The 1870-nt window shown below is 67.7% G+C and carries 2 protein-coding genes; both read right to left on the bottom strand.

Annotation, left to right across the window (positions count from 1 at the left end):
• Positions 1 to 201: hypothetical protein (locus IEZ11_RS51845; protein WP_229714008.1), on the bottom strand; the 201-nt coding region annotated here is incomplete at its 3' end.
• 34 nt (positions 202 to 235) lie between these two features.
• The coding region (locus IEZ11_RS50300; RefSeq protein WP_189269840.1) for a recombinase family protein at positions 236 to 1870 on the bottom strand (1635 nt) is incomplete at its 5' end.

The raw sequence follows: 1870 nt of genomic DNA, 5'->3' as shown, positions 1-1870 counted from the left end.
GTGGTTACAGCCATGGCGATCGGCGCGATGTTGCCGATAGCGGGGCTCCTGAGCATCGAGCTGCATCGTTTGAGACGCGCCCCACGGAAGAGCGAATCGGTGCCGGCTGAAACTCCGGCACCGGACCAGCCGCCGGAAGTTGCCGTCGACCCGGTTGAAGCGGTCGCACGGATTGCAGCCGCCCGATTCGAGGCCGCGCACCCGCCCGGCTCCAGCGATCCGGACGGCGCGGACGTCATCGCACTACTGCCTCGAACGAAGAAACGTTCACCTGTGCCCGACCATCGGCGCCCTGCGGGCTGCCGCCCGGAGACTGCCGGGAGAGCTCATCACTCGGTTCTGCGGGACTGACAACAGCCGACTCTGCGGGGGTGATGATCAGCGTGTCGGGATCGAGCTTGTACGGGTCGCCCTTGAGGACCACCACGTCCATGAGCAGCCGTACGATCTCACGGCGTTCGCCCACGCCCTTGGCCTCCCAGACGGCGGCCGCGGCCTCGAAGGTGTCGGCGTCGAGGAAGTCGGACAGCGGGCTGTGCGAGACAGCGTCAGCCAGCCGGGTGCGAATCTTCGAGATCTGCAGGTCTGTCTCCGCCTTGACCGTCTCCAGCATCGCCAGGTCGATGGCCTTACGCGCGTAGGACAGCGAAGCCTCGGTCTTCTGCTTCTCCAGCTCCGTGATCTCCCCGCGCAGCGCGGTGATGTCGATCTCGGGCCTGGGCGGCATGATCAGCTGCGCGAGGTCGGGGCGGGAGAGCCGCTCACAGGCGACAGCCGCTATGTACTCGTCGACCAGGGGCGCGAGCTGGTTGCCCTTGTGGCACTCGTTGCACCGGTAGACGGGGCCCTTGCTGTTATGGCGGACCGTCACCATGCCGCCGAGGTCGCACTGTCCGCACCGGGCGTGAGCGCTCTTGGAGATCAACCACTTCGGGGTGTTGCCGGGGGTCGTCACCCGAGCTGGGTCGTCCAGCAGGACGATCAGGGCCTGACGGATGTCCTCGGGCAGGATCGCCGGCCACGCGTTCCACTTGATGATCTCGCCCTGGTGAACGGCGTGCCCGGAGGCACGCGGCGACGTCAGGATCCGGCGTACGGTCTTCTGGTTCCATCCGCCGTGCGCGACCTCCCTGCCGCGACTCTTGAGAGTGCGTCCGTCGGCCTGGCTCACGGTGAGCACACCGCGCCGGTTGATGCCAGCGAGCAGCTGCGCGACGTTGCCCTTTGTCGCGAACAGCTCGCGCGCCCAGCGCCGGATCTCCTCGGCCTCGTCCTCACGGTGCTTCGTCATGTCGAGGACCGGCACGTCGACGTAGACGCGCTCGTCGAGCGAGGCCTTGGGATTGATGCACTTGCTCCGTACGCGGCCGGTCGGGGCACCCCATCCGAACCGGCGGATCCCTCCGCCGTGCTGGCCCTTGCGTGCCTGACGCTTGCGGGCGAGGGACACCCGCTCACCCTTGTGCCCCGACTCCCGCTGTGCCGAGTTGATGTCCGCGATGAACTCGGCGCGGCCGGCCGCACGGTTGAGCAGGTACTCACCGCCCTTCTGGACGGAGTACAGGCGCACCCCGTGCTCGCGGAAGAGCGCGATGATGCGCAGAGCTTCACCGACGTCCCGGGTCAGCCGGTCGGCATGCCAGATAATCACGGAGGCTATCCAGCCGCGGGCGACGTCCGCCAGGAGCCGCTCGAACTGCGGCCGTTCGCGGCCGCTGAAAGCGGAGATCGAGTTGTCCTGGTAGGTCGCGTCGAGCGGCCGGCCTATCTCCTCGGCGAACTCTGCGTTCTCCTCGTGCTGGGACTCGACGCCCTCGCCCGTCTCCCGCTCATCGTCGGAGATCCGGTCGTAGTCGACGTTCTGCCCGTC

The sequence above is a fragment of the Streptomyces fuscichromogenes genome (genome assembly GCF_014645815.1).
In the GTDB taxonomy this organism is placed as follows: domain Bacteria; phylum Actinomycetota; class Actinomycetes; order Streptomycetales; family Streptomycetaceae; genus Streptomyces; species Streptomyces fuscichromogenes.
The sequence above is the reverse complement of the archived record's forward strand: the minus strand, read 5'-3'. Positions and strand labels throughout refer to the sequence as shown.